This is a genomic window from Brevundimonas sp. AC546 (assembly GCF_979258305.1).
The window spans coordinates 1,507,298-1,529,837 of record NZ_OZ409849.1 but is presented as its reverse complement, the minus strand read 5'-3'; the positions used below and the strand labels follow the sequence as shown (position 1 = coordinate 1,529,837).

Below are 22,540 nucleotides of genomic sequence, written 5' to 3'. Positions count from 1 at the left end.
GTTAACTTGTGGCGAGAAAGCGACCAAATCGTCCAGCGCGCTGTGCGTTACGATTTGTTTCTAAGTTAACTCGCTGAGAAAAAAGAGTTATTCGTCCCCAGCTTGCTGACGTGGCCGGGTGAGTTACGCCGCTTCGTCGCGACGCGCCTCGGCCTCGCGCACGGCCTCGACAGCGCGGTCCAGCACCTCCAACCCGGCGCCGGGCGCGATGGCCTCGACCGTCAGGATGCGCCGGAAAGCGCGCGCGCCGGGGCGACCGTGCATCAGGCCCAGCATGTGCCGGGCCATGGCGGGCAGGGCGACCCCCTCGGCCAGGCGCGCCGCCATATAGGGACGATAGCGATCCAGCGCCGCGAAGGCGTCGGTGTCGGCGACGGCTTCGCCATACAGGCGACGGTCCGCCTGACCCAGGATGGCCGGCTCGTGATAGGCGGCGCGGCCCAGCATGACGCCGTCCAGCCGCACGCCGTCGACCTCGGCCAGATGCGCCTCGGCCTCGTCCAACGAGGCGATGCCGCCGTTGATCGAGATGTTCAGATGCGGCCGCTCGCGCTTCAGCCGGCGCACCAGGGCATAATCCAGCGGCGGCACGTCGCGGTTTTCCTTGGGCGACAGACCCTTCAGCCAGGCCTTGCGCGCATGGACGATGAAGACCTCGATCCCGACGGCGGCGCAGGCGTCCACGGTGGCGAACAGGCTGATGGCCGGATCCTGATCGTCCACGCCGATGCGGCATTTGACGGTGGCGGGCACGGTCACGGCCTCGGCGATCGCCGCCATACAGTCGGCCACCAACTCCGGCTCGCGCATCAGACAGGCCCCGAACTTGCCCGACTGGACTCGATCGGACGGGCAGCCGACGTTCAGATTGATCTCGTCATAGCCGAACGCCTCGCCGATCTTCGCGGCCTCAGCCAACTGCACCGGGTCCGACCCGCCCAGCTGCAGCGCCACCGGATGCTCCAGCGCGTCGAACCCCAGCAGCCGCTCGCGATCCCCATACAAGACCGCCGGCGCCGTCACCATTTCGGTATAGAGCAAGGCCCGCGTCGTCAGCGCACGGTGAAACGCCCGGCAATGCCGGTCGGTCCAGTCCATCATCGGGGCGATAGAGAGTTCTACGCGCTTGGGTGAGAGTCATTATTCAGCAATATGAAAGCGACGCGCGAGGTCAAATCTACGATGTTCTTAAGGGCTTTTCGACAAGTAAGTGCACACAGAGCGCGCACGAAAATGGCGACGTATTCCAACTTCTCCTCCGGAACATGGAGCGTCCGGTCAGGAGCAAGGGCCGCTATATAGGCGAAACCTTCCCCAAACGCGATGTACGCCGCTGGGCCGCCGCAGCCGAGAGCGGCATCGGTGGCGGCCAGGCCCCAAAGCCAGGCCGGGTTTCAGCGGCTAGGCCCGGGCCGGGATTGTTCATTCATTCAGGCCTCGCGACGAGAAGTCTGCTCGATGCATCTTCGTTTCGTAATTCCATGAAGCCTTCACAGGCGGGCCGCGTTGAGGGATGAGCGCAAGCTAGGCGATGCCGGGGAGCAGGCTTCTGAACTTCGGTTCCATCCACCCAGACGATGACGCAGCACGCGAAACCGGCCGGACCTCAGGGTCCTGTTCATCACCAGTTCGACGTAATCACCACATTGGCCGCGTTGAATGCCGACGCGTGAACGAGTGCAAGGGGGCGGCATAGGCGCCTGTGGTTGACTCGTCTTCTCGGGCCGGTATGGCTTAGCTGTACAGTAAGGGTGCGTTCGCAAGATGCAGGATAGGGCTTCGCCCACAGATGAGGCCTTGGTCCAGGCGCACGCCCGTCTCCTGAGGGACGATTCCCTCCAGTTCGACCGCATTGGCTTCGACCGTCCCGACATAAAGACGCCCGGCTGGCTGCACTGGATCGGCGATGTTCTTCAGTTCATTGCGCCGGTGCTGCAGTGGGTGTTCTGGATCGGCCTGGCCCTGGTCGCGGCTCTGATCCTGTATGCTATCGTCCGCGAAATCCTGCGGATGCGCGCGCCGCCCGCCAAGCCGACGAAGCCGAAGATCGTCGCCGATGCGCAATGGCGGCCCGATCCGCGCGTCGCGCGTGATCTGCTGGCCGACGCCGACGCCCTGGCGGCGCGAGGCCTCTATGCCGATGCCGCTCACCTGCTGCTGCTGCGCAGCGTTCAGGACATCGAACAGCGCCAGCCGCGCGCCGTGCGCGTTTCGCTGACCACGCGCGAGATCGCTCGGCTGAAAGCCCTGCCCGACGCCGCCCGTCCGGCCTTCGACCTGATCGGCCGGATGGTGGAGCGTAGCCTGTTCGGCGGCGCCCCCGTCGGCGCCCAGGACTTCGCCGACTGTCGCCAGGCCTATGAGGCCTTCGCCCTGCCCGAGGGCTGGCGCGCATGAGCCGATCCAGCAAGGCCGGCGACGGCGGCTTCTCGCCCGTCACCATGATCGCCGTCCTGCTGGTCGGGGTGGTGGCGCTGGCGGGGCTGGGCGTCCTGTCCGCCTATGCGCCGGAGTTGAGGTCGGGCGACGACGGCGGCGGCCATGCCCTGTCGCGGTCGTCCACCGGCTTCGGCGGCCTGCCTTCGCTGTTGCGTGGGCTGGGCGTGCCGGTGGTTCTGAACCGGGGCGCGCTGACCGAGGCGTCGGACGAGAGCCTGCTGATCCTGACACCGTCGGCCCAGACGAAGCCCGAACAGATCGACGACATCGAACATTACGGCGCCACGCTGGTCGTCCTGCCGAAATGGACGTCCGTGCCCGACGCGGATCACCCCGGCTGGGTGCGCACCCTGGGCGTCCTGCCGTCGTCGCTGGTGCTGGCGTCCCTGCCGGACGACCTGCGCAAGGACCTGAAACTGATGGAGCGCAAGGGTCGCGCCACCGTGACACTGCGCCGTCCCAGCGGCGCGCCGTTCGGCAAGCCGATTCAGGTCGAAGAGCTGCGCACGCTCGAAGGGCCGGCCTGGATTCCCGTCGTGGTCGACGATCAGGGGCGTGCGGTCCTGGCGATGCATCGCGAACTGCGGACCTATGTTCTGGCCGATCCCGACCTGGTCAGCACGGCTGCGCTCAAGACCCTGAACGGGGCGACCACCGCCGTCGGCCTTATCGACCTGGTGCGCGCCGACGATGCGCCGGTGATGTTCGACCTGACGCTGCATGGCTTCCAGCGCACGCGCAACATGCTGCGGCTGATGCTGGAGCCGCCGCTGGCCGGTATGACCCTGGTGCTGGTCGCACTGGCGGCCTTCGCCGGTTTCCAGGCCGCCGTCCGCTTCGGGCCTGCGCGCGAAAAGGGTCGGATCATCGCCCTGGGAAAGCGCGGACTGGCGGACAATACCGCCGGCCTGGTCCGTCTGGCGCGGCGCGAGCATCGCATGGCCGCCCCCTATGCCCTTTTGGTGCGCGCCGCCGTGGCCCGCGCCATCGGGGCGCCGCGCAATCTGGACGAGGCGGCGCTGGACGCCTTCCTCGACCGCGTCGGCCGCACCGGCGGCGCGACCGAATCCTACACCGCCCTGGCCGAACAGGCCCGGGCCGCCAAGTCGCCGGCTGACCTGATGCAGGTCGCCAGCGCCCTTCATCGCTGGAACCAGGAGCTGACCCGTGCACGTCAATGAGGTGAAGACGATCGCCGAGCGCATCCGCGCCGAGATCGCCAAGGCCGTGGTCGGCCAGGAGGACGCCGTCGACATGCTGCTGACGGCCCTGTTCGCCGGCGGGCACGTCCTGCTGGAAGGTCCGCCCGGCACGGCCAAGACCCTGCTGGCCCAGACATTCGCGCGCACGGTGGGGCTCGACTACGGCCGCATCCAGTTCACGCCCGACCTGATGCCCGGCGACATCATCGGCGCCAATCTGTTCAACTTCCAGACCTCCAGCTTTACGCTCACGCGCGGGCCGATCTTCTGCGAACTGCTGCTGGCGGACGAGATCAACCGCACCCCGCCCAAGACCCAGGCCGCCCTGCTGGAGGCCATGCAGGAACGCCAGATCACCATCGACGGCGAGGCCCACGCCCTCAGCGCGCGCTTCACCGTCGTCGCCACCCAGAACCCTATCGAGCAGCAGGGCACCTATCCTCTGCCCGAGGCCCAGCTGGACCGTTTCCTGTTCAAACAGGTGCTTGACTATCCCAGCCTGGAGCAGGAGCGCGCCATCGTCGCCGCCCACGGCTCGCGCACCGGCCTGATGGACCCCATCGCCCTGGGGGTCGAGGTCGTCGCCGACGCCGCCGTCATCGATGCGGCGGTGAACACCGTCGCGGACGTGCGCCTGACGGACGAGGTGATCGGCTATATCACCGGTCTGGTGCGCGCCACCCGGACCTCGGCCGACGTCGAGACCGGCGCCTCTCCCCGCGCCGGGGCCATGCTGGCCGTCGCAGCGCGGGCGCGGGCGGCGCTGGACGGTCGCGACTATGTCATTCCCGACGACGTGAAGGCTCTGGCCATCCCGGCCCTGCGTCACCGCCTGGTCCTGTCGCCGGCGGCCGAGATCGAGGGACGCCGCGTCGAACAGGTGCTGGCCGGCCTGGTGGATCAGGTGGCGGCGCCCCGGTGATCTATCCCACCCGACGTGCGGTGACGGCGATGGCGGCGGGCGTTCCCGTGGCCCTGCTGGCCGGCGTCCTGACGCCTTTGGGCTGGATCGCGGGCCCGGTCTGGATCGCGAGCTTGATGCTGCTTGTCGCCGTCGACGCCCTGTCGGGCGGATCGAGACGCGGGCTGGAGCTGGACGAGCCTAAACCCATGCGCGCAGCCGTCGGTCGGTCGGACATGGCCGGGCTGAGAGTGCGATTTGGCGCGAAAGGCCCTGTTCCGAGGACCGTCGAGGCCGCTTTGTCGGGCGAGGCCCGGCTGGGGCTGGACGATGCGACGCGCCAGGCGACGGTGTCGGATCGCGGCGCGGCCCTGGCCTTTCCCTTCACCCCCAACCGCCGGGGCGCCGCCAGCCTGGACGCTCTGTGGGTGCGTTGGCGCGGGCCGATGGGGCTGGTGTGGAAGCAGAAGACCTTCGCCCTGGACATCGCCGCCCCTGTCCTGACCGACCTGAAATGGGTGCGCGACCAGGCGGTGCGTCTGTTCGCCCGCGACGCCCTTTTCGGCGCCAAGACCCAGTTGGAGATCGGCGAAGGGTCGGAGTTTCAGGCTCTGCGCGACTTTCAGGCCGGGATGGACCGCCGCTCGATCGACTGGAAACAGTCGGCCCGCCACGCCGCCCTGTTGGCCAAGGAGTTCCGCACCGAGCGCAACCACAACGTCATCATGGCGCTGGATTGTGGTCGAGCGGCCTGCGAGCCGGTCGGCGGCATGCCGCGCATCGACCGCTTCATCCATGCGGCCCTGCTGCTGTCCTACGCCTGCCTGCGCTCGGGGGACCGGACGGGGATCTTCGCCTTCGATTCCCAGCCGCGCGTGACCACCGGCGCGGTGGGCGGGCTGGACGCCTTTCGCACCCTCCAGGCCGTGGTGGGGCGTATCGACTATTCGACGCACGAGACCAACTACACCCTGGCTCTTGCGACCCTGTCGGGCCAGCTCCAGCGCCGCTCGCTGATCGTGGTCTTTACCGACTTCACCGATTCCACGGCCGCCGAGCTGATGATCGAGTCGCTGGGCCGGCTGCTGCGCCGCCACCTTGTCCTGTTCGTCGTCCTGCGCGACGACGAGCTGGAGGGGCTGACCGCCGCCGATCCCCAGACGCCCGAGGATGTGTCCCGCGCCGTGGTCGCCGGAACCCTGCTGCGCGAACGCGAGACGGTGATCGGGCGATTGCGGCGCATGGGGGCGCACATCGTGGACGCCCCGGCCGAGCGGGTGGGGATCGAGGTGGTGAACGCCTATCTGGACCTGAAGCGGAGGGACCTGCTGTGACCGACGTGCGCCCCTCCGGCCTGCTCAAGAGCCAGCGTTTCCGCCAGGCGCGCGAGGACGACTGGCGTCGTCTGGAACGGCTGATGGACAAGGCCGAGAAAGGCTCGGCGTCCAGGCTGACCGACGCAGAAATCCTCGCCGTGCCGGTGCTGTATCGTTCGACCTTGTCGGCCCTGTCGGTGGCGCGCGAGACCTCGCTGGACCAAGGCCTGATCGACTATCTGGAGACCCTATCGGCGCGGGCCTATTTCTTCGTCTATGGCTCGCGGGCGACGATCCAGGACCGGCTGGTCGCCTTCTTCCGCACCGACTGGCCCGCTGCGGTGCGCGGCCTGTGGCGCGAGACCCTGATCTCTACGGCTCTGATGCTGCTGGGCGCCCTGGTCGGCGCCTGGCTGGTTATGCACGAGCCGGAGTGGTTCTACGCCTTCGTCCCCGCCGACCTCAGCGGCGGACGCGATCCCGCCGCCTCGACCGAGACCCTTCGCGCCACGCTGAACGGCGCGGACGACGCCCAGGGCCTGTCGGTCTTCGCCGCGTATCTGTTCACTCACAACGCCCAGGTCGCCTTGTTGGCCTTCGCCCTGGGGTTCGCACTGTGCCTGCCGACCGGGCTTCTGATCCTCTACAACGGCGCGACCCTGGGGGCCTTCTTCGCCCTGTTCGCCAGTCGCGGACTGGGGTTCGAGCTGGGCGGCTGGCTGCTGATCCACGGCGTGACCGAGCTATTCGCCGTCGTCTTGGCGGGGGCAGCGGGATTGCGGATCGGCTGGGCCGTCGCCTTCCCCGGCCAGAGACGACGGATGGACGCAGCAGTCGAGGCAGGACGCACCGCAGCCATCGCCATGGGCGGGGTGGTGGTGATGCTGATGTTTGCCGGCCTGCTGGAAGGTTTTGGCCGCCAGCTGATCGTCGATACCGGCCTTCGCTACACCGTGGCGGCGGCGACCGCGGTGCTCTGGGGCCTCTACTTCTACGCGCCGAGACCAGGGGTCGCCCATGTCCGCTGAACCCGTCGCGCCCCGCACTGAACGCGCCTTCGTCACGCCCGAGGGCGTGGACCTGCGCCTGAACATCGGCGATGCGGGCCAGAGGGCGGGCGCCTTTCTGCTGGACGCCGCCATCATCATCGGCGTGCTGATCGCTTTCACCATCGCTTCGATTTTCGCGTTCAGCGCAGGGGCGTCCATGGTCGGCGGTCCGACAGGCGCCGAGATGATCGCCGTCATCTGGCTGATCGTCTTCTTCCTGCTGCGAAACTTTTACTTCACCGCCTTCGAGCTGTCGGCCTCAGCCGCCACACCGGGCAAGCGGATCATGGGGCTGCGGGTCGCATCGCGCGACGGCGGACGGCTGAAGGCCGAAGCCGTCTTCGCCCGCAACGCCATGCGCGAGCTGGAAGTCTTCCTGCCCCTGTCCATCCTGGTCGCTCGCAGTCAGGAGGGTGGCGTCGAGGGCTGGATGTATCTGCTGGCCTTCGTCTGGGCGGCGATCTTCGTCTTCTTCCCCCTGTTCAACAAGGACCGGCTGCGTGTCGGCGACCTGATCGGGGGGACATGGGTGGTGCGCACGCCGCGTCGCAAGCTGATCCGCGACATGGCCGACGACGGCGCGGGACGGATGGCCGCCTACGACTTCACGCCGGCCCAGGTGGACGCCTATGGCGCCAAGGAACTGCACGTCCTGGAAACCGTCCTGCGCCAGGGTGATCGCAAGACCCAGCGCGACGTCGCCGACCGCATCGCCAAGAAGATCGGCTGGACGCGCGCTCCCCATGAGGCGGACCGCGACTTCCTCAGCGCCTATTACGCCGCCCTGCGCGGCCGACTGGAACAGAAGCTGCTGATGGGCGTCAGGCGTCGCGACAAGCACGACGTCTGACATCGCAAGCGATCAGTCGAAGATCGAGGCCAGTTCCTCCGACCCGACGCCTTCCTTGGCCGAGCGCAGTTCGTAATACAGCGACGCCACGCCTGCCGACGCGACGACGCCGGACAGGATGCTGACCAGGGGTTCGGTGATCAGATTGACCGTCAGATTGGGCGTGCCGCCCGTGAAGGTGCCGCCGGTCGCCAGGCTGAGACCGCCGATCGCGGCGCCGATGATCCACGACAGGATCACATAGATGACCAACAGGCCGAACACCGACCAGCGATAACCCTTGGTGAGTTCGCGGCTACGCTGCAGGCCGGCGAACACGCCGCGCTTTTCCACCACGACGGCGGGGGAGCCGACCGACCACATGACCGCCAGAATCACGCCCGGCACGATCAGCAGAACGAAGCCCAGCATCATCCCCAGGCTGGCGATAATCGCCAGACCCAGTAGCGGCAGGAAGTTCTGCACCCCGACATTGAAGGCGTCGCCAAAAGCGGTCTTCTTGCCATTGAATCCATTGACCGCCGCCTTCACCACCATCCCCTGCAGCAGATACAGGCCGACAAAGTTAAGCACCGCGCCGGCCATCATCATCAGTACGCCCGGGCCATAGTCCTCGCTCAGCATGGTGCTCTGACCCACAGCCGCGAGGATGCTGGGCAAGCCGACCAGAATGACGGCCGCACCAAAGAAAATGGCGGCGTTCTGCTGGATCGCGCCGAAAGTGCGCTGGATCACGCGCCCCAGGTCGAACACGCCGCTGCCGCGCCCGCCGCCGGGCGTCGCGCTCGTGACCAGCGGCGGCCGCATGGCGATGATCTGCTGGGCGCGCCAGTCCTTCTCCGCGATGAAATCGACTCTCTGGCTGCGTTCCAGAACCGAAGGCGGCTGAACGTCCTCCTTTGTGAACGAATACCGCGCGCCGTCGTCGCCGAGGATGAACCCCAATCCGGTCGCCCCGTCGAACGTCAGAACCTCACCCCGCAAACCCGCCTCCCAGCATGATGTAGGACGATTGTAGAAGCTGAGGCGCAGCCTCGCCAGCCCATTCCCGCAACTGCGGCGAGATCGGCGCCGACCGGATGGGCATCCGCCGGTCGGCGTTCATCACCCAGCGCGCGTCGAAGCTGTTTCGGTCAATCCGGTCGACACCAAGGTCGCGCGCCCAAGGACAAGATCGAACCGCAGCCCAGGGTGCTGGGCTATGCTGCGGCCGGGGCCGTGGAGGCCGTCGGCGACGGCGTCACGCTGTTCCTGCCCTGCGATCACCCGGCCCGAATCGAACAGCCAGTTGATCGATGAACGGATCGTCTCGTGACGCTGGTGATTTCAAACACTCTGGCGTTCGCCCTTCACGTGCCTCCGCCGGAAGCGTTGTCACAAGGCGCCCGCGCAGTTACTGCCAACGCCCAGACCACGGCGGCGATGATAGCGACTTGAAGCCTTGGTCCCCCTCTTTTTCCTGATGGTTATTCTTGTGCCGATCGCCCTCGTGTAAAGATGGGTCGAGTCAGAACGGGTTGATCGCGTGCACATTGCCCGAGCTGTTGACGACGCGCCGTGAGCGATAGCTTACGGTGGCCATGGTCTTTAAGACGTTGAGGTACATCCCGAGCGATTGAACGGAAGGTCTCGCTGACGGCCGTCGCATCCGGGTCGTTGCGGCGCTGCCGGACCTCGACTTCCATCACCAGGTTTGAGAGGGTGAGGAAACGGAGAATCCCATGAGAACCCTTGCCTTGATCGCATTCGCGGCCGCCGGACTTGCCGCGTGTGCGACATCGTCCAACGACCGGGCGGAAACCTTCGTCTTCCCCGAGGGCCTCAGGGTGATGGATGGGGGATACCCCTATGCTGGCGGACCTTGCCGACTGCTGGGCGAGACCTTCGCGACCTCGGAGTTGCTGGACGATAGCGCCAACCTTTTGGGCTGCCCCAGCGACGCCATGAACAATCCCCGGATCAAGGCGGCCGGGCGGATCGTCGGTGAGTACGAAGGCGTCGTCCTGATCTCCGTTCCCAAGGCGAACATGCGGTGACGATCGGCTGATGGCGCCCAGGCTCAAGGTCTTCACCTGGTCCGACGGGTTTCACGCCTTCACCGTCGCGGTCAGTTCGCGACCCAAGGCGCTGGAGGCCTGGGGGTCGAAACAGGATCTGTTCGCCACAGGCCTGGCCAGCGAACTGAGCGGCGGGCCGGATTATGATGCCGCGATGGCCGCGCCGGGCGAGGTCATCCAGCGCGGTCTGGCCATCGATGTGGGCAAGATCGCCAAGGCGCCGCGACCTCCAAAGGCGTCGGCCCAGACCAAGGCCAAGCGCGCCCGGATCGCGGCGCTTGAGCAGGAGGTCGAGGCGCTGGACGCCGACCACGCCACTGCGATGAGCGAGTTGGACGAAGAAGCGGCCCGGCTGGAAGCGCGTCGAGCGGAAGTCGCGGATCAGCACGAAAAACGTCGCAAGGCGCTGCTGTCCAGGCTCAAGACCGCGCGGGGGAAGTAGCGTCCCGCTCGACGGAGCAGGACGCTTCTCGGTTCGGCCTAGCGGCGGGCGCGCGTTTCCAGTTCGCCGATGCGCCGGCTGAGATAGGCCGTGTCGTCCGACGACGGGCTGGTGCGGGTGTAGGCGGCGTCCAGACGCGCGAGATCGCCGGCCTCGACACGGATATCGGCCGCGTCGGCGCGGGTGACGGCGCCCGCGCGTTCGGCGGCGGTCAGGGCCGTCTCGAGGTTCGCCAGGCGGGTGCGCGCGGGCAGGTTCGTCGCCGGGGGCGTCGTGCCGGTTGGGCCGTCGCCGACACGCAGGTCCAACGCGTCCAGGCGAGCGTCCAGATCGGCGCGTTCGGTGGCGTCGATCACGCCGTCCGCATTGTAGCGGGTCTCGACCTGGATCAGGGCCTGATAGTCGGTCTTCAGCCGGGTGGCCTCGGTGCGGGTCAGGCGGCGAGCGGTCACGGCGGCGTCCACGCGCGCATCGAAGGCGGCCCGCCCCTGGGCGACCGTGCTGGCGTCGTCATAGCCCGAGGCGCCGGATTGCAACGTCTGGGTCAGGGTGGTGTAGCGGGCATTCAGGTCAGCGCGCTCCTGAGTATTGATGCCGTCGGCGGCGTAACGGGTCTCCAGATCGACCAGGGCCGTATAGTCCGACCTCAACCGCGTCGCGGCCGAGCTGGACACCGAACCAGCCCTCAGGCTGGCGTCCACCTGGGTCGAGAACTGGCTCTGGCCGTCACGCAGGGGACGCCCGCCGCGCAGCCAGGCCTGGTCCATGGCCGACAGGCCGAGCCGATCCCCGAACAGCGCACCGACCACGGCGCCGAGCCGGTCCTGGGTCGTCGATGGGGCTTGCGTCTGGGCGCTGGCGGCGCCGGCGCCGGCGGCGAGGGTCAGGGCGGTCGTGGCGACCAGAGCGAGGCGGATGTTGGGCATGGGTACGGCTTTCGGGCGTCTGTGAGGGACCCCAAGAACGACCCGCGCCCAGGTTGGTTGCTGCGTTCGCCAACCGGCGTGACGTCGTTTCAGCCCCGAATGAAGTGCGGCACGAAGCGCGAGGTGTTGCGGGTGATGCGGCCCACATCCTCGCGCAGGCTGATGCCGGCGGGCTCCGTCCCGACCACCCACGACCCGACGATCACATGGTTGCCGTCGAACAGGGGCGGATCGCACAGCGCCTGGCGGATATAGCGCCCCTCGCCATAGCCGCCGTCCACCACCTCGGCCGCGCTATGCCCCTGGTCGATCAGTTCGACATTGTCGCCCTCGCGCGAAAACAGCGGCTTGCGCACATAGGACGATCCCAGCGCGCTCTCGGCCGGATCGCCCTCGAAATAGGATTCCAGCAGGTTGGGGTGGCCCGCATGCCGTTCCCACAACAGGGGCAGGATGGCCTTGTTGGACAGGATGCCCTTCCACGCCGGTTCCAGCACCGTCACGTCGGCGGTGGGCAGGGGGGCGGCGTATTCGTCGCGTAGCATCTGCTCCCACGGATACAGCTTGAACATCGCCTGGATGATCCAGTTGTCGTGGTCCACGAACCGGCCGTCGGCATTCAGGCCGATCTGGTCGATGGCGACGAACTGCGGGTCCAGTCCTGCCTGGCGCGCCAGGTCTTCGAGGAAGCGCACCGTCTGGCGGTCCTCGACGAACTCGGCGTCCGAGGCGAAATGGACGAAGCCGCCATTCGGGAAGATGGCCCGGAACCGGTCGACCAGCTTCTCATGCAGGCTGTTGAACTGGTCGGCGTCGGCGGGCAGGGCGCCGGCCGCGATCTGATCCTCCAGCCACAACCACTGGAACACCGCCGTCTCATAGATGCTGGTCGGGGTGTCGGCGTTGTATTCGTAAAGCTTGGCCGGACCCGTGCCATCATAGGCGAAGTCAAACCGGCCATAGAGGGACGGATCGCCCCGCTTCCAGCTGTCGGCCACATAGTCCCGCATGGTCTCGGGAATATCGAGCTGTTCCATCAGCCGCTCGGACTGAACGGCCTCGTTCACCAGTGCCAGGCACAGGCCGTGCAGTTCCTCGGTCGGCGCCTCGATCCCGTCCTCGATCTCGGCCAGCGAGAAAGCGTAGGCCGCCGTCTCGTCCCAATAGGGTTTGCCGTCGGTATGGCGCCAGGTGAAGCCCAGTTCCTCGGCCTTGGCGTCCCAGTCGGTGCGGGGATCGAAGCGCAGACGCTCCATGGATCAGGCCGGGTCTTTGTCGGGCGTAGACTGGCCGATGCGCGGGGTGACGACCGTCACCTCCGGCTGGCTCAGGCGGGCCAGGACGTCGTCGGCCGACGAATGGCCGGGCAGGATGCCGGCCTCGCGCAGCTTGGCGTCCAGGTCGGCGCCGGTGCGGCGATCCTCCAGCGCTTGATTGGCGTTCAGCTTCTCTTCCTGAATCGCCTGGCGCTGCTTGATGCGTTGCAGGCTGTCGGCCGCCGAGCCGATGCGCGACTGGGCGCCGGCCGAGTTCAGGGCGACCGAGGTCTGGGCGCGTTGGACGGAATCGTTGACCTTGACGATGTCGATCTCGCGACGAAGCGTCTCGATCTTTTGGTCGGTCGAGGCGATGGCCGTGCGCAGGCGCGTCTCGGCCGTCTTCATGTCCTCGATCAGCGGGCCGCGGCTCGTGATCTCGACTTCCAGCTCGGCGATGCGGCCGGCGACTTCGCGCGCCAGGTCGGTCTTGCCCTGGCCCAGGGCGGTGCGGGCCGAGCTTTCGTATTTCCCGATCTGGTCGCGGAAGCTGGCCATCTCGTTTTCGGCCATGCGGCGGCGCGCCACCAGGCCGGCCAGGTCGTCGCGCGCCTTGCCTTGAGCATTGTCGGCGTCGCGGATTTCCTGATCGAGGATCTTCAGCGCGTTGGCGTCGACGACGCCCTGGGCCGCGTCATGGGCCGAGCCCCGAAACAGGGCGGACAGTTTTCTGAGCATGGACATGGTCGGTCTTCCGGATCAGGCGGCGTCGGCGCCGAAGGTTTCACGCAGTTCGGTGGCGTCGATCGCATTCTCGGCCAGGGTGCGCAGTTCGATGAGGATGGTCTGAAGTGTCGTCTTGCAAGAGAGTTCGCCCATCAGCTCATACACGTCTTCGCCGCCGACGTTGGTGATGGCGAAGTTGGACAGGGGCACCACGCGCTGGGCCTTCAGCAGGAACTCGTTGAAGGCGTGGCGGTCGGCCTGTTCGGCGACGGGCCACAGCAGGACAGAACAGACGATCTGGGCGCCGCCGACGCTCAGATAGACCGGCAGGTCGCCGTATTCGTGCATGGTCGCCAGCAGAACGGGCTCGGCGCCCTCGACCACGCGCAGGGTCATTTCCCCGTCACGCAGCAAGGCGGAACCGTCCAGCGCCGACTTGATGGCGGGCACGGTCCAGGGGGTTTCGATCACGGCGTCCATTTGATGGTCGTCTCCAGAGGTGATGGGATCAGAAGTGGGGCGGCGCGGTCGGCTCGCAAGCTGCGGGCCGCGTGTAGAATCGGTGATGATGGCGCGCACGGCGGCCTTCACGTCGTCACGGGCGGCTTCGGGCACCCAGAGCTCCAGCTTGACCAGACCCGCCTCGCGACGCGCCTGTCGCCACGCACGGATGCGGTCGTTGGCGGCGGAAGAGGGTAAGGCGTCGTTGGGCATATCGTTACATGAAACGCGTAACATGAACGCTTGACTTGACGCAAGTTCGGACGGAAGTTGACGCCATGAACCGCATCATTCGGTCGCATCGTCTCTGTTCGCTCGCCGTCGGCGCGCATCGGGCCTAGATAGTCGCCCATGTTCAAGAAGCTTTTCGGATCGTCGGAGAAGGCCGTACCCGCCAATCGGCTGGCGACGGTGCGCAACATCACCGTGGGCCGCACCGTATCGCTGGACCCGCTGGCCTGGCGCCGGCTGGGCGACGAAACCCATTTCACCCTGGATCGCGACGTACTGGACATCTCGGCGCAGGGGCTGGTCAGCCTGGACAGCGGTCAGTTCGTGCATCGCTTCTACACCGACGACCACGTCATGCTTCAGGCCATGAGCGACGACGAGGCGGGGCTGGAAAGCTACGACTTCAGCCTGTTCGTGCCGTGGACCTCGGCCTATCCGCCGGGCGAGCGGGAACGCCGCATCTGGCGCGACCGCCTGTCGGCGCCGGTCTTCCACGGCGCGGCCGAAGAGCTGCCCGACTATCCGCGCTTCTGGTTCGCCGAGAGCGACGCCATCCAGCCGCCCGTCACCCTGTGGGAGACGATCTGGGACGACCGGGCCGCGACCATCCCCTATGCCAAGATCTTCCAGACCTGCATGCTGTATGCCCGCGAGCTGGGCGGCGGGCGCGAACTGATGATCGCCCTGGAGCAGCAGCCCGAGGGCGGCGAGACGACGCACGAAATCATGATCGGCATTCCGCTGGAAATGGCCGAGTTCCGCGCCTGAGCGCGCAATCCGAGGGGCAAGACAGATGTTCGACTGGTTCGTATTTCAGCAAGGGGCGATCGCCTTCCTGATCGCCTTCGCCATGGCGGGCGCCTTCACCGTGGCGTTCAAACTGGTCTATCAGTGGGTCACGCCGTATCACGAGCATACGCTGATCCGTCAGGGCAACACCGCCGCCGCCATCGCGCTGGGCGGCGCCTTGATCGGCTATGTCCTGCCGCTCGCCTCGGCCCTGTCGCACACCGTCAGCCTGATGGAGTTCGCGGCCTGGGCCCTGCTGGCCGGCGTGATCCAAATCGTCGTCTTCGTCACCATCAGCCGCATGGCTTTCCGCAACCTGGTCGTCCGCATCGAGGCGGGCGAGATCGCCGCGGCCGTCTATCTGGCTTCCATCTCCATCTGCGTCGGCCTGCTCAACGCCGCCTGCATGACGTCGTGACCGCCATGACCGATCCGAAAGACCTTCCCAAAACAGACACGATGCGCCGGCTGAAGCGCTCGCGCGTGCTGCACGTCAGCAGCCTGATGGCGACCGCCAGTTTCTCGCTGGCCGCCTGCGGCTCGCCCCAGCGCGTCCCGGCGCCCGATCCCGAACCGACCCTGGCCTATCAGTCTCTGGACGAGTGCAAGGCGGCCAACGACATCCCGGCCGACCAATGCGACGCCGCCCTGGCCAAGGCCCAAGAAGAGGCCGCCAAGACCGCGCCCCGCTATGCCTCGCGTGAGGAGTGCGAGGGCCAGTGGGGACCGTCCCAGTGCCAGCCCAACAACCAGGGTGGCAACGGCTCCTTCTTCACCCCGCTTCTGACCGGCTTCATCGTCGGCCAGATGTTGAGCGGCGGCGGCTATCGCGGCGGCGGTCCTCTGTATCGCGACCGCGAGGGCCGGCTGTCGAACGGCTACGGCGGCGGCTACACCTACCGCGACTACCGCACCGGCAAGACCCTGACGAACGGGCGCGAGCACGGCGACGTGGCGCGTCAGGCGCCGAGCCGCGTCCAGAGCCGTACTGCGGTGGTCTCGCGCGGCGGCTTCGGCGGCGGCGGCCGGTCTTACGGCGGTTGATACGTCTCTGGCGTCCGCAGCGGGACTTCCCTTATTAGGGTTCGCTCCCTGCCTCGCCACTGACTGGACCGCCCCGCCCCATGACCGCATCGCCGCCCCGGATCGGAGGCCTGGACGTCGAAAGCTGGGGCGACCCGGAGGATCCCATCGTCTTGCTGATCGGCGCCCCCGAGCGTCTGTCGGGCGACTGGCGACGGTCGGTGCGCGCCCTGGTCGAGGCCGGGCGTCATGTCGTGCTCGCCGCCGCCTTGGACGGAGAGGAGGAGGCGTCCGTCGCGCTCAGGCGCCTGCTAACCGAAGTTCCCTCGCGCCCGGCCATCGTCTGTTCGGACGAGACCTTGCCGATCGTGGCGCCTGCGCTCGCTGTCACCGGCCCGGCGCTGGCCAGTTGCCTGGTGATCGTCGCCGGCGAAGAGCAGGGCGCGATCTCGCCCGAGGTCGAGTCCATGCTGGCCGGCTTGCCGATGCAGGTGATCTCGCGCGCCGGCACGCTCGATGACGCCGAGGCCGAGAACGCCGTCCTGCTGGGCTTTCTGGAACGCCAGGCCCCGCGCGAGGCCATGGTCTATCAGGCCGGGTCCGACCCGCGCACCCTGCGTGACGCCCTGGGCTGTTTCGCGACCGGGGTGACGGTGGTGACCACGCTGGACGAGGCCGGACAGCCCGTCGGCCTGACCGCCAACTCCTTCTCCTCGGTGTCGCTGGACCCGCCGCTGATCCTGTTCTGCCTGGCGCGCTCGTCCACCAACGTCGAACGCTTCCGCCAGGCCGAGCATTTCGCCATCAACGTCCTGCACATCGGCCAGCAGCCGACCTCCGGCGTCTTCGCCCGGTCCCAGGCCGACCGGTTCCAGGACGTGGCGTGGGAGACCTGGGACACCGGCGCGCCCATCCTGTCGGGCGCCCTGGCCAGTTTCGAATGCGGGACCGAACAGATCGTCGAGGCCGGCGATCACCTGGTCATCATCGGCCGGGTGACGCGGGCGCGGTTCGAGCCGCGACGCGATCCGCTGCTCTATTTCCGGGGCAAGTATCGGCGGCTGCACTTTTCCTGACGCTTTGAATTGATCGGGCGGATCGCTATCTGTCCGCGAAAGAAGAGGAAGCCACTCCATGTCCGATCCCGTCGTCATCGTCTCCTACGCCAGAACCCCGATGGGCGGTTTCCAGGGCGCGCTGTCGGACGCCAAGTCCACCGACCTGGGCGCCGTGGCGGTCAAGGCGGCGCTGGAGCGCGCCGGGCTGGACCCGAACAAGGTCGAGCAGATCATCATGGGGTGCGTCCTGCCCGCCGGCCTGGGCCAGGCGCCGGCGCGTCAGGCGGGGATGGGCGCGGGCCTGCCCGTCTCGACCGAGGCGACCACCATCAACAAGATGTGCGGCTCGGGCATGCAGGCGGCGATGATGGCGCACGACGCCCTGGCGGCCGGATCCGCCGACGTGATCGTGGCGGGCGGCATGGAGTCCATGACCAACGCTCCGTATCTGATGCAAAAGCACCGGGGCGGCGCGCGCATCGGCCACGACGTCATTTCCGACAGCATGTATCTGGACGGGCTTGAGGACGCCTACACCCCCGGCAAGCTGATGGGGCAGTTCGCCGAGGACACGGCCAAGGTCTATCAGTTCACCCGCGAGCAGCAGGACGCCTACGCCATCGAAAGCGCCGGCCGGGCCAAGCGCGCCCAGGACTCAGGCGCCTTCGACGCCGAGATCGCCTCGGTCGAGGTCAAGACGCGCAAGGGACCCGTCACCGTCGACCGCGACGAACAACCGACCAAATCCGATCCCTCCAAGATCCCCAACCTGAAACCCGCCTTCGGCAAGGACGGCACCATCACCGCCGCCTCGGCCGCCTCGATCTCGGACGGCGCCGCCGCCTTGGTCATGATGCGCCAGTCGACGGCCGAGGCCCTGGGCCTGACGCCGGTCGCCCGCGTCGTCAGCCAGGCCGCCCACGCCCAAGAGCCCAGCCTGTTCACCACCGCCCCGGTCTTCGCCCTGCAAAAGGCATTGAAGAAGGCCGGCTGGAGCGCCGACGACGTCGATCTTTGGGAGGTCAACGAGGCCTTCGCCATCGTGCCGATGATCGCCATGCAGGAACTCGGCATCCCTCACGACAAGATCAACGTCAACGGCGGCGCCTGCGCCCTGGGCCACCCGCTCGGCGCCTCCGGCGCCCGCGTCCTGACCACCCTCCTGTCCGCCCTGAAAGCCCACGGCAAGACCAAGGGCATGGCCGCCCTGTGCATCGGCGGCGGCGAAGCCACGGCGATGGGCGTGGAGTTGGTTTAAAGAGGGCTAAGCAGACCTTGAGACCTCCGTCTGCGCCAAAAGCCCCTCGAGGCGCCGTCGGCTTTCACCAAGCTGCTCAATGTATTGCCGGGCCTGAAACTCTGAGATTCCAACATCACCGTTCTGTGCGATCATGTTGCGTAAGTTCGTTTGGGAGGCAAGTAGAGATCCATAGCTGCCGGAAATCACTCCCATCCCGGTGAGCGCGAGAAGCGTATCTTCGATCGAGATGTCATCCGGCACGCCATGGTGATTGGCCAATGTTCGAATAAGATCTTCTACAGGTTTAAACGCTTGTATCATCCTCGGCGCTATGGGAGTGCTTATCTCAGAACGAGCCTTATTCAACCACTCTTCATAGGACTTTATTGAATCTTCACGGCGTGAGGTTCTAGCTTGAGATTCTATACGTCGCTGCGGCGATGGCATTACGGCCCTAGTCTCCTCGGGCGGGGATTTAGAGCCGTCAAGTTTCTCTGAAACGTTCTCGGATGTGGGTGTGGACACAGCAGCTTGGTCTGCACTCAACTCATCCCCTCCAGCTCCTTCCAAAGCTGTCGCCGCAGACAAAACCTCAGTTGCACGAAGGCTCTGGTCAACTTGGGCAGTCACACTTCCGATCCCAATCGAGGTCACTCGAGATAGGATTGCTCTTATTTCTACTCGGAAGAGTACGAGACAGGTTACAATGACCGCCGGCCACGCCATCGCTCCTACCATTGAGGCAATGGAGCTGAGCCAGTCCGGCCCTTCTCCTACGAGCTTAACTGTCATGTCAGGAACGGGGAGCTTGGCCATAGCAAAAAGCTACTCTGATTCCCTCTGAAGTTTTACGGTCCTCAAGCCCCGCGAGCAGACAATCCCATTGTGCAAGATGGGTCAAAAAGCGGCATCGCTCGCCGAGCTAGAATAGTGTCAAGCGAACGCCCTAAGCCGCGAACGCCGCCCGGATCGGCTGCACCGTCTGGTCCGGCCGCTTCACCGGCAGGTCGAAGCTGACCACCGTGCCGATGCCCGGTTCGCTTTCCATCGTCAGCTTGCCGCCGTGCATCTCGATCAGGGCCTTGGTCAAAGCGAGGCCCAGGCCGGTGCCTTGCGTGGTCTTGGAATGCTGGCCCTCGACCTGTTCGAACGGGCGGGCCAGGCGCACCAGATCGTCGGGGGCGATGCCGATGCCGGTGTCGGCGCAGGCGACGCGGATGCGGTCCTCGCCCGCCGGGCCTGCGAACCGGTCCAGGGACACGACGATGGAGCCGCCGTCGGGCGTGAACTTCACGGCGTTGGAGATCAGATTCAGCAACACCTGTTTGACGCCCCGGTGGTCGGCCTCGATGTCGGGCAGGTCGCCGCCCTCGACGGAAATCTTCAGCCCCGCTTCCTGAACCTTGCCGCGCATCAGGCGCACCGCGTCCTCGCACACCTCCTGCAAGGACACCGGCTCATAGTGCAGGGTCATCTTCCCGGCCTCGATCTTGGCCATGTCCAGCACGTCGTTGATCAGGCTGAGCAAATGCTGGCCCGACTTCAGGATGTCGCCGGCATAGCCCTTGTATTTCTCGTTCAGCGGCCCGAACAGCTCGCTGGCCATGATCTCCGAGAAGCCGTTGATGGCGTTCAGCGGCGTGCGCAGCTCGTGGCTCATATTGGCCAGGAACTCGGACTTGGCCTGGTTGGCGGCCTCGGCGCGGGTCATGGCGACCTCGTATTTTCGGGCCAGCAGCGCCAGCGTCTCACGACTGGCTTCCAGTTGATCGACGGTGACGCGCAGGTCGTCGGCGGCGCGGCGGCGCTCGGCCTCCTGGCGTTTGATGGCGGTGATGTCGGCGGCGGTGACGACCGACCCGCCCTCGGAGGTGAACCGCTCGGACAGCTGCAGCCAGCGCCCGTCGTGCAGCTCGACCTCGCGCAGGCCCGCGCGGCCCCCTGCGGGTTTATGCTCGGCCTTGATGGCCAGGGCGGCGATCCGGTTCAACTCGTCCTTCAGCGCGCCGCGACGCACCACCCCGTGCTCGAAGCCGAAGGCGTCCTCGAACGCCTGGTTCCACAGGATCAGCCGCCCCTGACGGTCGAACAGGACGAAGGCGTCGGAAATGCTCTCCACCCCATCGCGCAGTCGGCTCTCGGCCGCCTGGGCGGCGGCCTTGGCGCGGCGGGCCTCGGTGATGTCCAGCGCCACGCCCAGAATGGCCGAAAAACCCGTGTCGCTGCGCGGACCGCGCGCCTGTCCACGCGCGTCGATCCAGCGCGCGCGTCCATCGGGGCCCTGCACAGGGAAGGTGATCTCGAAGGCGCCATAGGCGGCGGCCTGGCGCAGGGCGTGGCGGAAGTCGTCCTGGAAGCGCGGATGGATGCGAGCGATCACGTCCTCGGCCGGCGCCACGCCGCCGCGCTGGAAGCCCAACAGGGTTGCCATGAAGTCGGACAGGGAGACCTCGTCCTTCTTCAGGTCCCACTCCCACACGCCGCAACGCGCAGCCTCGACCGCGATGCGGAAGCGTTTCTCGGTCGCGACCCGCTCGCGGTGCTGACGCGTCCGACGATAGCCGTAAAAGACGAACAGACCCACGACGCCGAGGCCCAGAAGCAACGGCGCCGCCACCAGCCAGGCGTCATCCAGGACCGACGCCGCCGCCCCCTTGGACAGGGTCACCACATAGGGACCGTTCGGCGTCGTTCGCGCGGCGGTCGCGATCCGGCCCTCGCCGTCGACGGTCACGTTTCGTGGCGCGGACTGATCGGCCAGAGCGGGGGCGTCCACGCCGATCAGCGCCCGGATCGGCTGGCCGACTTCGGCCGCACGCGGGGAGGCCAGGACCACGCCCGCCGTCGACACGATCCGCGCCTCGCCCGACGCCGGCAGCGGCGGGTCCATCCGCGCCTCCAGCCTCAAACCATTGACGTTGGCGCTGGCCGCCACGACGGCGCCTTCGCCCTCGGCCGCCTGAACGGTTTCGCCGGGACCGATCAGCGAAAACCCGATTCGGGGCGCGACGCCACGCGCGGCCTCGACCACGGCAATGGGCGCGCCACCCGCACGGATTTCGGCTTGACCGGCGGCGAGGCCGGCATTTGCGGACTGGATCAGGACGGCGGTCTGGCTGGCGACCAGCTGCGCGTTCAGGGTCAGGTTTTCGGCTTCAAGCCGGCTGACCTCCCGCGTCGGTCGGGTGATTTCGCGAGACGCCAGAAGCACATAGCCCGTCGCGAGGAGCGCGAGGACCAGCACGGAAACGCGCAGCCAGGCGGGCGCGCCGGCGGCGCGGTCGGAGGCGCGACGCCCCGACCGATTTTCCCGCCGCTCCTCGTCCCGCAAGCCCCGACCCTCCGGCAAATCTGCTGTGAGGGGAATCTAGGCTGCGTCGCGGATTCCTGTCGAGGCTTGGGGCGCGCTTTTAACCGTATTTTAAGCGGCTGCGACCGGCGAAGCGACGCGATCCGGCGCCGCCTCCAGAACCCGCGTCACGCCCTGCAGCGTGTCACGCGCCTGACGGGCCAGCGTCAGCACGACGGGCGGCGCGTCGTCGGGCGCCTCCGACACCAGGTCCGCCAACCCTTGAGCGATCTGCATCAGCTGGGGTGCGGCCGCAATCAGCCGGGCCTGCAGCTCGATCTGCTGCGGGTCGCGGTCGTATTCGGCGCCCGGTACACGCCAGCCGCCCCAGTCGGCGCGGTCGGTCACGACGACGGGGTAGGTGCCGGGGTGCGGATGGTGCAGGCAGTCCTCGGGCAACTGCCACTTGTTGCGCGCGCGCAGCAGCCGCCATTCGCCGACGCCGTCGCTCGCCGACGGATCATCCATCGCCAGCATCAGTTCGTTGGCGGTGAACTCACGCCCCAGGCCTACGTCGTATGTGACGCGCACGGGCTCTTCGAAGCCCTTGGCCCAGACGGGCTGGACCTGTTCGACGAAGGCCCAGGCGCCGACACATTCGACCCAGACCTTCTGACCCTTCTGGAACTGCGCGCGCGCCATTCTTCTCTCCGAATTCTGACGGACAGGATGAACGACGATCCTTGACGCCCGGTGTCAGGGCGCGGTTACGCAGGTCTTAACGCGAGATGCTTTCCAGCGTTTCGCCGGCGTATTTCTCCTTCACCCGCGTGGACAGATCGCCCAGCGAGACCACGCCGACGACGCGGCCATGCTTATCCACCACCGGCGCGCGGCGGATCTGTTTGGACCCCATCAGGTCCAGCACGACCTTCAGGTCGTCGGTGTCCAGCACCGTGTGCGGATCGCGGGTGATGAACTCCACCACCGCCGCGCTGGAGGCAGCGCCCGTGGCGAGGGCGCGCACCACGATGTCGCGGTCGGTGATCGTGCCGATCAACTGGTCGCCGTCCGCCACGGGCACGAAGCCGAAACCGCCCTTGGCCATGCGGCTGGCCACGTCCTGGATGGTGTCAGCGGGGCGGGCCAGATGCACGTCCTTGGTCATCACGTCGCGGATCTTCATGGCGGGTTTCCTTGGTTGAAGCGTTGCGCTGGAAACCCGCCGCGAGCGTAGCGGTTCCG

The 22,540-nt window shown here is 67.1% G+C and carries 23 protein-coding genes; 13 read left to right on the top strand and 10 right to left on the bottom strand.

Annotated elements, in window-relative coordinates:
* Window positions 1-123 precede the first annotated feature (123 nt).
* Complete coding sequence (gene dusA, locus ACZZZD_RS07600; protein WP_463433978.1) at window positions 124-1,101, bottom strand: tRNA dihydrouridine(20/20a) synthase DusA; 978 nt, start codon at window positions 1,099-1,101, stop codon at window positions 124-126.
* A gap of 696 nt (window positions 1,102-1,797) precedes the next feature.
* Here dusA and ACZZZD_RS07595 point away from each other — a divergent pair.
* The 6 genes from ACZZZD_RS07595 to ACZZZD_RS07570 are packed head-to-tail and all read left to right on the top strand — an operon-like array spanning window position 1,798 to window position 7,757.
* The gene (locus ACZZZD_RS07595; RefSeq protein ID WP_463433976.1) at window positions 1,798-2,397 is read left to right on the top strand and encodes a DUF4129 domain-containing protein; all 600 of its coding nucleotides are present in this window, start codon (window positions 1,798-1,800) and stop codon (window positions 2,395-2,397) included.
* Entirely contained in the window at window positions 2,394-3,620 is a 1,227-nt protein-coding gene (locus tag ACZZZD_RS07590) for a DUF4350 domain-containing protein (protein ID WP_463433974.1), read from the top strand. The genes ACZZZD_RS07595 and ACZZZD_RS07590 overlap by 4 nt, the downstream gene beginning before the upstream one ends.
* Entirely contained in the window at window positions 3,607-4,563 is a 957-nt protein-coding gene (locus ACZZZD_RS07585) for an AAA family ATPase (protein ID WP_463433972.1), read from the top strand. Before ACZZZD_RS07590 ends, ACZZZD_RS07585 begins: the two co-directional genes overlap by 14 nt.
* Entirely contained in the window at window positions 4,560-5,876 is a 1,317-nt protein-coding gene (locus ACZZZD_RS07580) for a DUF58 domain-containing protein (protein ID WP_463433970.1), read from the top strand. The genes ACZZZD_RS07585 and ACZZZD_RS07580 overlap by 4 nt, the downstream gene beginning before the upstream one ends.
* Complete coding sequence (locus ACZZZD_RS07575; protein ID WP_463433968.1) at window positions 5,873-6,886, top strand: stage II sporulation protein M; 1,014 nt, start codon at window positions 5,873-5,875, stop codon at window positions 6,884-6,886. The genes ACZZZD_RS07580 and ACZZZD_RS07575 overlap by 4 nt, the downstream gene beginning before the upstream one ends.
* Window positions 6,876-7,757, top strand: coding sequence for an RDD family protein (locus ACZZZD_RS07570; RefSeq protein WP_463433966.1), 882 nt, complete (start codon window positions 6,876-6,878; stop codon window positions 7,755-7,757). Before ACZZZD_RS07575 ends, ACZZZD_RS07570 begins: the two co-directional genes overlap by 11 nt.
* A gap of 12 nt (window positions 7,758-7,769) precedes the next feature.
* Here ACZZZD_RS07570 and ACZZZD_RS07565 read toward each other — a convergent pair whose 3' ends face one another.
* The gene (locus tag ACZZZD_RS07565) at window positions 7,770-8,741 is read right to left on the bottom strand and encodes a hypothetical protein (protein WP_463433964.1); all 972 of its coding nucleotides are present in this window, start codon (window positions 8,739-8,741) and stop codon (window positions 7,770-7,772) included.
* A gap of 737 nt (window positions 8,742-9,478) precedes the next feature.
* Between ACZZZD_RS07565 and ACZZZD_RS07560 the strand changes: the two genes are divergently transcribed.
* Together ACZZZD_RS07560 and ACZZZD_RS07555 are read left to right on the top strand one after the other, a co-directional pair.
* Window positions 9,479-9,793 carry a hypothetical protein gene (locus ACZZZD_RS07560; protein ID WP_463433962.1) on the top strand — a complete coding sequence of 105 codons (315 nt, stop codon included), beginning with the start codon at window positions 9,479-9,481 and terminating at the stop codon, window positions 9,791-9,793.
* 10 nt (window positions 9,794-9,803) lie between these two features.
* Window positions 9,804-10,256, top strand: a complete 453-nt coding sequence (locus ACZZZD_RS07555; RefSeq protein ID WP_463433960.1) for a hypothetical protein — start codon at window positions 9,804-9,806, stop codon at window positions 10,254-10,256.
* Between the two features lie 38 nt (window positions 10,257-10,294).
* On the opposite strand, the gene ACZZZD_RS07550 is transcribed toward ACZZZD_RS07555, so the two are convergent.
* The 4 genes from ACZZZD_RS07550 to ACZZZD_RS07535 form a co-directional block, all read right to left on the bottom strand.
* Window positions 10,295-11,182 carry a hypothetical protein gene (locus ACZZZD_RS07550; protein ID WP_463433958.1) on the bottom strand — a complete coding sequence of 296 codons (888 nt, stop codon included), beginning with the start codon at window positions 11,180-11,182 and terminating at the stop codon, window positions 10,295-10,297.
* 89 nt (window positions 11,183-11,271) lie between these two features.
* Window positions 11,272-12,438, bottom strand: a complete 1,167-nt coding sequence (locus ACZZZD_RS07545) for a glutathionylspermidine synthase family protein (RefSeq protein WP_463433955.1) — start codon at window positions 12,436-12,438, stop codon at window positions 11,272-11,274.
* A 3-nt stretch (window positions 12,439-12,441) separates the two neighbouring features.
* Entirely contained in the window at window positions 12,442-13,182 is a 741-nt protein-coding gene (locus tag ACZZZD_RS07540; protein WP_463433953.1) for a PspA/IM30 family protein, read from the bottom strand.
* Between the two features lie 15 nt (window positions 13,183-13,197).
* Window positions 13,198-13,878 (bottom strand): YjfI family protein, encoded by a 681-nt coding sequence (locus ACZZZD_RS07535; protein ID WP_463433951.1) that lies wholly within the window; start codon window positions 13,876-13,878, stop codon window positions 13,198-13,200.
* Between the two features lie 138 nt (window positions 13,879-14,016).
* Here ACZZZD_RS07535 and ACZZZD_RS07530 point away from each other — a divergent pair, with 138 nt between their 5' ends.
* The 5 genes from ACZZZD_RS07530 to ACZZZD_RS07510 all read left to right on the top strand — a co-directional run bounded on the left by ACZZZD_RS07530 (window position 14,017) and on the right by ACZZZD_RS07510 (window position 18,024).
* Window positions 14,017-14,664 (top strand): DUF2491 family protein, encoded by a 648-nt coding sequence (locus ACZZZD_RS07530; protein WP_463433950.1) that lies wholly within the window; start codon window positions 14,017-14,019, stop codon window positions 14,662-14,664.
* Window positions 14,665-14,689: 25 nt separating this feature from the next.
* Window positions 14,690-15,103 (top strand): DUF350 domain-containing protein, encoded by a 414-nt coding sequence (locus ACZZZD_RS07525; protein ID WP_463433949.1) that lies wholly within the window; start codon window positions 14,690-14,692, stop codon window positions 15,101-15,103.
* Window positions 15,104-15,108: 5 nt separating this feature from the next.
* Window positions 15,109-15,729, top strand: coding sequence for a DUF1190 domain-containing protein (locus ACZZZD_RS07520; protein WP_463433948.1), 621 nt, complete (start codon window positions 15,109-15,111; stop codon window positions 15,727-15,729).
* 80 nt (window positions 15,730-15,809) lie between these two features.
* Window positions 15,810-16,784, top strand: a complete 975-nt coding sequence (locus tag ACZZZD_RS07515; RefSeq protein ID WP_463433947.1) for a flavin reductase family protein — start codon at window positions 15,810-15,812, stop codon at window positions 16,782-16,784.
* Window positions 16,785-16,842: 58 nt separating this feature from the next.
* On the top strand, window positions 16,843-18,024 hold the full coding sequence (locus ACZZZD_RS07510; RefSeq protein WP_463433946.1) for an acetyl-CoA C-acyltransferase: 1,182 nt from the start codon (window positions 16,843-16,845) through the stop codon (window positions 18,022-18,024).
* 6 nt (window positions 18,025-18,030) lie between these two features.
* On the opposite strand, the gene ACZZZD_RS07505 is transcribed toward ACZZZD_RS07510, so the two are convergent.
* From ACZZZD_RS07505 to ACZZZD_RS07490, 4 genes are all read right to left on the bottom strand, one after another.
* A complete protein-coding gene (locus ACZZZD_RS07505) occupies window positions 18,031-18,822 on the bottom strand; it encodes a hypothetical protein (RefSeq protein WP_463433945.1) in 792 nt (263 codons plus the stop codon).
* A 130-nt stretch (window positions 18,823-18,952) separates the two neighbouring features.
* A complete protein-coding gene (locus tag ACZZZD_RS07500; protein ID WP_463433944.1) occupies window positions 18,953-21,337 on the bottom strand; it encodes a sensor histidine kinase in 2,385 nt (794 codons plus the stop codon).
* Window positions 21,338-21,427: 90 nt separating this feature from the next.
* Entirely contained in the window at window positions 21,428-21,997 is a 570-nt protein-coding gene (locus tag ACZZZD_RS07495; RefSeq protein ID WP_463433942.1) for a hypothetical protein, read from the bottom strand.
* Between the two features lie 76 nt (window positions 21,998-22,073).
* The gene (locus ACZZZD_RS07490) at window positions 22,074-22,481 is read right to left on the bottom strand and encodes a CBS domain-containing protein (RefSeq protein WP_463433940.1); all 408 of its coding nucleotides are present in this window, start codon (window positions 22,479-22,481) and stop codon (window positions 22,074-22,076) included.
* Window positions 22,482-22,540 lie beyond the last annotated feature (59 nt).

Coding starts and splice junctions, on each gene's coding strand:
- ACZZZD_RS07550 (WP_463433958.1), bottom strand. CDS start 11,182: ATGCCCAACATCCGCCTCGCTCTGGTCGCCACGACCGCCCTGACCCTC.
- ACZZZD_RS07530 (WP_463433950.1), top strand. CDS start 14,017: ATGTTCAAGAAGCTTTTCGGATCGTCGGAGAAGGCCGTACCCGCCAAT.
- ACZZZD_RS07590 (WP_463433974.1), top strand. CDS start 2,394: ATGAGCCGATCCAGCAAGGCCGGCGACGGCGGCTTCTCGCCCGTCACC.
- ACZZZD_RS07540 (WP_463433953.1), bottom strand. CDS start 13,182: ATGTCCATGCTCAGAAAACTGTCCGCCCTGTTTCGGGGCTCGGCCCAT.
- dusA (WP_463433978.1), bottom strand. CDS start 1,101: ATGATGGACTGGACCGACCGGCATTGCCGGGCGTTTCACCGTGCGCTG.
- ACZZZD_RS07510 (WP_463433946.1), top strand. CDS start 16,843: ATGTCCGATCCCGTCGTCATCGTCTCCTACGCCAGAACCCCGATGGGC.
- ACZZZD_RS07525 (WP_463433949.1), top strand. CDS start 14,690: ATGTTCGACTGGTTCGTATTTCAGCAAGGGGCGATCGCCTTCCTGATC.
- ACZZZD_RS07560 (WP_463433962.1), top strand. CDS start 9,479: ATGAGAACCCTTGCCTTGATCGCATTCGCGGCCGCCGGACTTGCCGCG.
- ACZZZD_RS07515 (WP_463433947.1), top strand. CDS start 15,810: ATGACCGCATCGCCGCCCCGGATCGGAGGCCTGGACGTCGAAAGCTGG.
- ACZZZD_RS07570 (WP_463433966.1), top strand. CDS start 6,876: ATGTCCGCTGAACCCGTCGCGCCCCGCACTGAACGCGCCTTCGTCACG.
- ACZZZD_RS07495 (WP_463433942.1), bottom strand. CDS start 21,997: ATGGCGCGCGCGCAGTTCCAGAAGGGTCAGAAGGTCTGGGTCGAATGT.
- ACZZZD_RS07555 (WP_463433960.1), top strand. CDS start 9,804: ATGGCGCCCAGGCTCAAGGTCTTCACCTGGTCCGACGGGTTTCACGCC.
- ACZZZD_RS07505 (WP_463433945.1), bottom strand. CDS start 18,822: ATGGCCAAGCTCCCCGTTCCTGACATGACAGTTAAGCTCGTAGGAGAA.
- ACZZZD_RS07545 (WP_463433955.1), bottom strand. CDS start 12,438: ATGGAGCGTCTGCGCTTCGATCCCCGCACCGACTGGGACGCCAAGGCC.
- ACZZZD_RS07490 (WP_463433940.1), bottom strand. CDS start 22,481: ATGAAGATCCGCGACGTGATGACCAAGGACGTGCATCTGGCCCGCCCC.
- ACZZZD_RS07520 (WP_463433948.1), top strand. CDS start 15,109: ATGACCGATCCGAAAGACCTTCCCAAAACAGACACGATGCGCCGGCTG.
- ACZZZD_RS07535 (WP_463433951.1), bottom strand. CDS start 13,878: ATGCCCAACGACGCCTTACCCTCTTCCGCCGCCAACGACCGCATCCGT.